The organism is Amorphus sp. 3PC139-8 (genome assembly GCF_040750475.1).
Classification (GTDB): domain Bacteria; phylum Pseudomonadota; class Alphaproteobacteria; order Rhizobiales; family Amorphaceae; genus Amorphus.
In genome coordinates this window covers 223,350-230,005 of sequence record NZ_JABJVY010000005.1, presented here as the reverse complement: position 1 = coordinate 230,005, position 6,656 = coordinate 223,350, and the positions used below count along the sequence as shown (strand labels likewise).

General features: G+C 63.9%; 4 protein-coding genes and 1 pseudogene. 3 read left to right on the top strand and 2 right to left on the bottom strand.

Annotated features, from left to right (window positions below; translation table 11 throughout):
• Positions 1-77 (top strand): annotated as a pseudogene (locus tag HNS03_RS07550) (elongation factor Tu); the annotation flags it as partial.
• A gap of 683 nt (positions 78-760) precedes the next feature.
• On the top strand, positions 761-3,184 hold the full coding sequence (locus tag HNS03_RS07545; protein WP_367194194.1) for a mechanosensitive ion channel family protein: 2,424 nt from the start codon (positions 761-763) through the stop codon (positions 3,182-3,184).
• 332 nt (positions 3,185-3,516) lie between these two features.
• On the opposite strand, the gene HNS03_RS07540 is transcribed toward HNS03_RS07545, so the two are convergent.
• A complete protein-coding gene (locus tag HNS03_RS07540) occupies positions 3,517-4,410 on the bottom strand; it encodes a LysR family transcriptional regulator (protein WP_367194192.1) in 894 nt (297 codons plus the stop codon).
• Between the two features lie 178 nt (positions 4,411-4,588).
• Between HNS03_RS07540 and HNS03_RS07535 the strand changes: the two genes are divergently transcribed.
• The gene (locus HNS03_RS07535; protein WP_367194190.1) at positions 4,589-5,872 is read left to right on the top strand and encodes a gallate dioxygenase; all 1,284 of its coding nucleotides are present in this window, start codon (positions 4,589-4,591) and stop codon (positions 5,870-5,872) included.
• A 21-nt stretch (positions 5,873-5,893) separates the two neighbouring features.
• Here the strand turns inward: HNS03_RS07535 and HNS03_RS07530 are convergent, their stop codons facing one another.
• A complete protein-coding gene (locus HNS03_RS07530) occupies positions 5,894-6,655 on the bottom strand; it encodes a FadR/GntR family transcriptional regulator (RefSeq protein ID WP_367194188.1) in 762 nt (253 codons plus the stop codon).
• Between the last annotated feature and the right edge of the window lies 1 nt (position 6,656).

Here is a 6,656-nt window from a genome sequence, read left to right as displayed (position 1 = left end):
AAGAGCAGCTCCGCTTCGCCATCCGCGAAGGCGGCCGCACCGTCGGTGCAGGCGTCGTCGCGTCGATCATCAAATAATGGTGCGGGCCGCCTTCGTCCGCGACCGGCGATGAGGGGCGGTGCCGGCGTTGAGCGTCGGCGTCGGTGAGCCGGCGAACGATCGTTTGCGGAGACGAGAGCGCGGAGGGCTATCCTTCGCGCTCTTTTTTGTTTCTGGAGACGGGATCCGACATTCGCGGTGACGCGAAATGATAAGCGGATTCAGGGGCGAGATGTTAAAGCCTCTCCAGGCGACGTGGACATCGTGTCGCCGTCCGGTAACGCGTTCCCGTTTTGGGGATGGCTGTCGCCCGTGCGCCGTTGTCTGTGCTCGTATTCTTCCTGCAGCAGTTGTCTACGAAAAGTCGGGTCGCGCCAGTATAGATTTGGCGGGTCGACTTTTAAGTGCGCTTGCAGGTTAGAGGGGAAAGCCTCTAGATCTGCTTCGTCTGGAGATGCTTGAGCGCACCTGGCGAAAAGTGGATGCCGATTCCCCCATAGCCCGACGCGACTTGTAAAAGAATGAGAGTGTCAGGCGACGCGGATTTTTCGTTTAATTCTAGGCCCGTTCCGCTTTTCTCGGATTCGTGGGTCTAAGTTCTTGTTTCGGTGCGTTTTCTAACGGCCAACCGGTTTCCACTTGGCTTGGCAGGCGCTGAACTTGGGTTGTTGGAATACGATTGTCGCCAGAGCGCGCGGTTCGGGGTTGAAGGAGAGGGACGATGGGGGGTGTCTTGGGGCAACGGGTGAGCCGATGCAGGTCGCTGTTGGCGATGTTGGTCGTTGCGCTTGCCGTTCTGGGCCTTCCGGCAACCATGGCCATGGCGCAGGGGGCCGGCTCTTCTGGCGCGTCCCACTCCGAAACGCCGGCGGCGGTGGCGAGCGAGCTTGCGCCACTGACGTCTGAGGAGCGTGCTGCCCTGATTGGCAAGATGACCGACGCTCAGGCGCGGGATCTTCTGCTCTACTATCTATCCGAAACCGCACCGGCCGCCCAAGCCGGGGCGGCGACCAACACCGCGGCCCTTTCGATGCAGGCCCTTCAGCAGAAGGGCACGGAGATCAGGCAGAACCTCTCCGCGGTTCTCGGCAAATTCGGACATGTGTTGCCGGACTATCTCGGCCACATGCAGGAGAAGCTCCGGATCGGCGTCGGCTCGGGCGGACTTTTGCTCGTTGTCGGTACGATCGTCGGGCTGTCGCTCGCTGGTGCGGTGCTTGAGTTTCTGTATCGCTTGGCGACCCGCTCCATGGTCGCGCGCTACGAGGCGGCCCCGATCGAAACCGTGCGCCAGAAGCTCACCCGCGCCCTCGGTCAGCTCGGTCACGGGTTGGGCGCGATCGCGGCTTTCGCGGTGGGCTATGCCGCTGCTTTCTTCGTGATCTGGCAAGGTGATGTCCCGCGACGCGACTTCGTGATCGTGGTTCTGCTCGCCATTCTGATCACGCGCGTGGCCGAGGCCGTCGTGCGTTTCGTGTTCCTGCCGAAGCATCCCGGCTGGCGGATCATGCCCGTCGACGACGAGGCGGCCGCCCATTTCGTCCGCGGCACCCGCCGGCAGGTGGCGCTTGGCATCGCGCTGCTCTTGTTCGGCACGCTGGGGCGCATGTGGGGCGTCGATCACGACACCTGGCGTCTTGGCGCGCTCCTGAGCGGTATCCTGTTCACGCTCTCCTATTGCTTCTTTCTCTGGCGCTATCGCCGCCACGCCGTGCGCTCCGTTCAGAATGCCATCGAGGACGGTTCCATGCCCCGCTGGGCGGAAGGGGCCGCAGGTTGGGCCTGGTACGCGTTCGCGGTCGCCTACGTGCTGGTGGCCTTCCTGGTCGGCATCTATGCCTTGCTCTTGAACCGGTCGTTCGATCCGCTCAGCGCGGCTCTGGGCTTCTTCGTGCTGTTCGTCTTCAATCCGTACCTGACAGCCGTCCTGAAGATGCTGTTCAAGGTCGACGATCACTCCGTGGTCGAGGAAGAGGGCCCGACCCCGATCTATGTCACCGACCACGACGATGGCGAGCAGGTCGAGGTGACAGAGACGGCGTCCGCCGGCGCGTCGTCCGCGGTCGTTCGCGACAAGCGCGTGCTCGGCCGGGTGATTTCGATCGCGGTTCTGGTCGTTTCCATTGCGTTGTTCGCCCTGACGATCGGCGTCGACGTGTTTTCCTCCAGTCGGGAATATCCGCTCGCCCAATACGTCCTGGGGGTGCTGATGGATATCGGCCTGATCCTTCTGGTCGGCTATGTCTGCTGGTCGTTCATCGCCGCCTGGATCGACCGCAAGCTCGCCAGCGAAAAGTCGGCAAGCGGGCACGACGACCATGGCGACGAGGGGCCGGCGCTTTCGGCTGGAACCCGGCTCCAGACGATCCTGCCGATCTTCCGCCGCGCGGTTCAGATCATGCTCGCGGTGATCGTGGTCATGGTGGCGCTTTCCTCCATGGGGGTGAACATCGCGCCGTTGATCGCTGGTGCCGGCGTGTTCGGCCTGGCCGTCGGGTTCGGCGCGCAGACGCTGGTGAAGGACCTGATCTCGGGCATGTTCTTCCTGATGGACGATGCCTTCCGCATCGGCGAGTACATCGACGCGGGCGGGACGGCCGGCGCGGTGGAGAAGTTTAACGCCCGCTCCATCGTGCTGCGCTCGACCCTCGGCGCGGTCTACACGATCCCCTACGGCGATATCGGTAAGGTCACCAACTTCAGTCGCGACTGGGTGATCATGAAGCTGCGCTTCCGGGTGCCGTACGACACCGACATCGATAAGGTGCGCAAGATCTTCAAGAAAATCGGCCAGGAGATGATGGACGACCCCGATCTCGGTCCCGACTTCATCCAGCCCTTCAAGTCCCAGGGTGTGGTGAAGATGGACGATTCCGCCTTCATCGTGTCCGGCAAGTTCATGGCCAAGCCGAACAAGCAGTGGGGCATCCGCAAGGCGGTCTATCAGAAGGTCCAGGAAGCCTTCCGGGCGAACGGGATCAATTTCGCGCCCAAGCGCGTGATCGTGGACGTTCCGAACTTCCACGACGATGACGAGGATGGCGAGGGCCATGGCCACAAGTCGCCCACGCGCGAGGAGGTGGCCAGGGCCGCGGCCGGCGCCGCCGTCGCATCGGAGGACGTTCCGCCGGAGAAGGGAAACTGAAGCAATTCCAGGAAAAGTGGGAACCGGTTTTCCGTCCGGAATTGCGTAGAAAAGATCCCCTCACGCCGAATTCGCTTCGCGAACCGGCTCCGGGTGGGCGGCCCCCGGCCGGCGCGCAGTCGCGCGCTGGTGGGAGAGCAATTCCAGGAAAAGTGGAAACCGGTTTTCCGGCCGGATTTGCGTAGAAAAGATCCCCCTCACGCCGAATTCGCTTCGCGAACCGGCTCCGGGTGGGCGGCCCCCGGCCGGCGCGCAGTCGCGCGCTGGTGGGAGAGCAATTCCAGGAAAAGTGGGAATCGGTCAGCCGGCGGCAAACGCGTCGAAACAATAACTTAGACCCGACAGATCTCGTTCAGAAAGTCGATGAAGGCCCGCGCTTTCGGGGACATCAGGCGCCGGCTCGGATAGACGACTGAAAGCACCGAGGCGGAGAGGTCGAAGCTCACCGGTTTCGCCACCTCCACTAGGCTGCCGTTGGCGATCTGTCGGCGGCAATAAAGTTCCGGCAGGAACGACACGCCGGCCCCGTTCAACACCGCCTGACGGACCGACAGCGGGTCGTTCACATGGGTCACGCCATGGGAGAGGTCGATGTCGGCGGCCTCGCCGCCATAGTGCACCGGCATGCGCTTGAGGCCGTAGCGGGTCTCGCACACCTGAATGTGGGCGACGAGGTTCGCCGGACTGTCGCCGAGCCGATTCGCGGCGAGGTAGTTGGGGCTGGCGACCCAGACAAGCCGGCCGGAATAGAGCGTCCTTGAAATCAGATCGGAATCGCTCTGCGGGCCGACGACGACGGCGATGTCGACCTGGTCGCGCAGGATGTCGATCCCCCGGCTTGTGATGATCAGCTCCAGTTCGATCGCCGGATAGGCATTTCTGAATGCCGCAAGCTGGGGGGCAACGATTTCCTGGCAGAGCGCGAGCGGAAGGGCGGCGACCAGCCGGCCGGACGGGACGGCCGTGAGCCCCGCCATCGTCGCGTCGGCCTCGCGGACCTGCTCCAGGATCAAGAGCGCCTGTCGGTAGAATGTCTCGCCTTCGCTGGTGATCCGGAGATTGCGGGAGTTGCGGTCGAGCAGGCGCAGGCCGAGGCCGTCTTCCAACCGGCGGACTGCCTGGCTGACGGTGGACTTCGGCATGCCGAGCGCGTCGGCGGCGGCGGTAAAGCCGTTGGCCTCCACCACTGCGACGAAGATCGGTACGTCGTCGACGTTCCAGTTCATGGCGACCAATCGTTCAGAAAACAGAACGATATGTCTATGTGTGTCTGATTGTCCAGAATGACGGATTAGCTATCGTCGCATCGGCACACGCCCCGGCGGCGACGGTCATCCGTCGGCCGAAGCAGCGGATGCGATCAACAGAATAAGGCGCAGCGCGCGACTGGAAGGAACCCACGGCATGGCACGCATCATTGGAGGCATCGGCGCCTCGCATTCGCCGACCATCGGCTTCGCCAAGGACACCCACAAGGAGAACGATCCGGCTTGGGCGCCGATCTTCGAGGGCTTTGCCCATGTACGCGACTGGGTGAAGGCCAAAGAGGTCGACGTCCTGTTCATGATCTACAACGATCACATCACGTCCTTCTTCTTCGACCATTATTCCGCGTTCGCGTTGGGTGTGGACGACACCTATGTGGCGGCCGACGAGGGCGGCGGGGCGCGCGATGTGCCGCCGGCCAGGGGCCACGCCGCGCTCGCTCGCCATATCGGGGCGGCGCTGGTTGCCGACGAGTTCGACATGTCCTTCTTCCAGGGCAAGCCGTTGGACCATGGCTGTCTGTCGCCGCTGTCCATGCTCGGCGATGAGACGGGGCCATGGCAAGGTGCGATCGTCCCGCTGCAGGTGGGCGTGCTGCAGCTTCCGATCCCCAATGCGCGCCGCTGCTACAAGCTCGGCAAGTCGTTGCGCAAGGCGATCCAGAGCTATCCCGACGAGGATCTCAAGGTCGCGGTCATGGCGACCGGCGGCCTCTCCCATCAGGTGCACGGCGAACGCGCCGGCTTCCTCAACGAGGAGTGGGACAACGAATTCCTGTCGCTTCTGGAGACGGCACCTCAGAAGCTGGTGGAAAAGCGGCTTGCGGAATACGCCACCCTCGGCGGCATGGAAGGGGCGGAGGTCATCATGTGGCTGATCATGCGCGGTGCGCTTTCCGACAGCGTGCGCAAGGTCCATTCCTCCACCTACGCGCCGTCGGTCACCAACATCGCGACCTTGATCTTCGAGGATCTGGGTGGCGATCCGGATCCGGCCGAGATGGACGCCTATCGCCGGCATATCGGCTACGAGTTGGAAGGGGCGGAGACGCTCGCCGGCACTTACCCGTTCACGCTGGAGCGCAGCCTCGACGCGTTCCGGATGAACGATTTCCTGCACCGTCTGATCGAGCCTGAGCACCGCGAGCGGTTTCTAACCGATTTCGATGCGCTGGCCGACGACTACGGCCTCACGGCAGAAGAGCGGGCGTTGATCCGCGAGCGGCGTTGGATCGAGATGATCCGCCGTGGGGTTAGCTTCTTCGTTTTGGAAAAGATGGCCGCCGTGGTCGGCGTGTCGAACCCGCAAGTCTATGCCAGCATGCGCGGCGAGAGTCTTGAGGACTTCCTGAAGACCCGCAAGGCGCCCATCAACTATTCCGTCGCCGGCGGCGAAAAGGCGATGGCAATGGACAGGACCTAACCGGCAGCGGGGCGCATCGGTTCACCCATTCGGTCCATAGCCGATCATCCGGATGCGGGCGCGCTCCAGATGGTTGCGCATGGCCCGCCGGGCGCCTTCGGAATCCTGGTCCCGGATCAGGCGCAGGATGTCGCGATGCTCGGCCAAAACGGCGCGGCCTCGGTCGCGCGGGTGGAAGTGCAGCCGGTGGCGCATGAGAAGCTCCGCCGGGCTGCGCTCGCTTTCCAGCGCGTCGAGCGCGACCACGAAGCGGGCGTTACCGGTGGCTTCGGCGATGGCGCGATGGAACATGCGGTCGAAATGGCGGGCAACCCGACCCTCCTCGAGGGCTGCGGCGAACGCGTCGAGGGCTTCCTCCATGGCTTTTAGATCGTCCTGGCCGCGGCGCTGGGCTGCGAGATAGGCGGTCTCCGCCTCGATTACCATGCGGAATTCCAGCTCCGCCAGCGCATCGCGCACGGCGGCGAGATCGAGCGCCTCGGGTGGCTCTACGTTCTCTTCCATCTCTGGCACCGTCTCGGCGACATAGGTGCCGGAGCCTCGGCGCGAAGCGACCAGCCCATCGGTCCTGAGCCGCCCGATCGCTTCGCGCACCACCGGCCGCGAGACCTGAAACACCCTGGCGAGTTTGATCTCGCCGGGCAGGTTTGCGCCCGGTGCGATCTCGCCTTGAAGGATGGAGCGGCGGAGCTGGCGATAGACTTGGTCGGCCAGCCGCGCCGGCCGTTCGGTGCCGTCGTTGAGCGTGCGAAGCAAATCGTCGGATGCGCGCCGTCCGGCCATG

Bases quoted from the DNA above. Each gene is read 5' to 3' on its own strand.
- HNS03_RS07545 (WP_367194194.1), top strand. From the start codon at position 761: ATGGGGGGTGTCTTGGGGCAACGGGTGAGCCGATGCAGGTCGCTGTTG.
- HNS03_RS07540 (WP_367194192.1), bottom strand. From the start codon at position 4,410: ATGAACTGGAACGTCGACGACGTACCGATCTTCGTCGCAGTGGTGGAG.
- HNS03_RS07535 (WP_367194190.1), top strand. From the start codon at position 4,589: ATGGCACGCATCATTGGAGGCATCGGCGCCTCGCATTCGCCGACCATC.
- HNS03_RS07530 (WP_367194188.1), bottom strand. From the start codon at position 6,655: ATGGCCGGACGGCGCGCATCCGACGATTTGCTTCGCACGCTCAACGAC.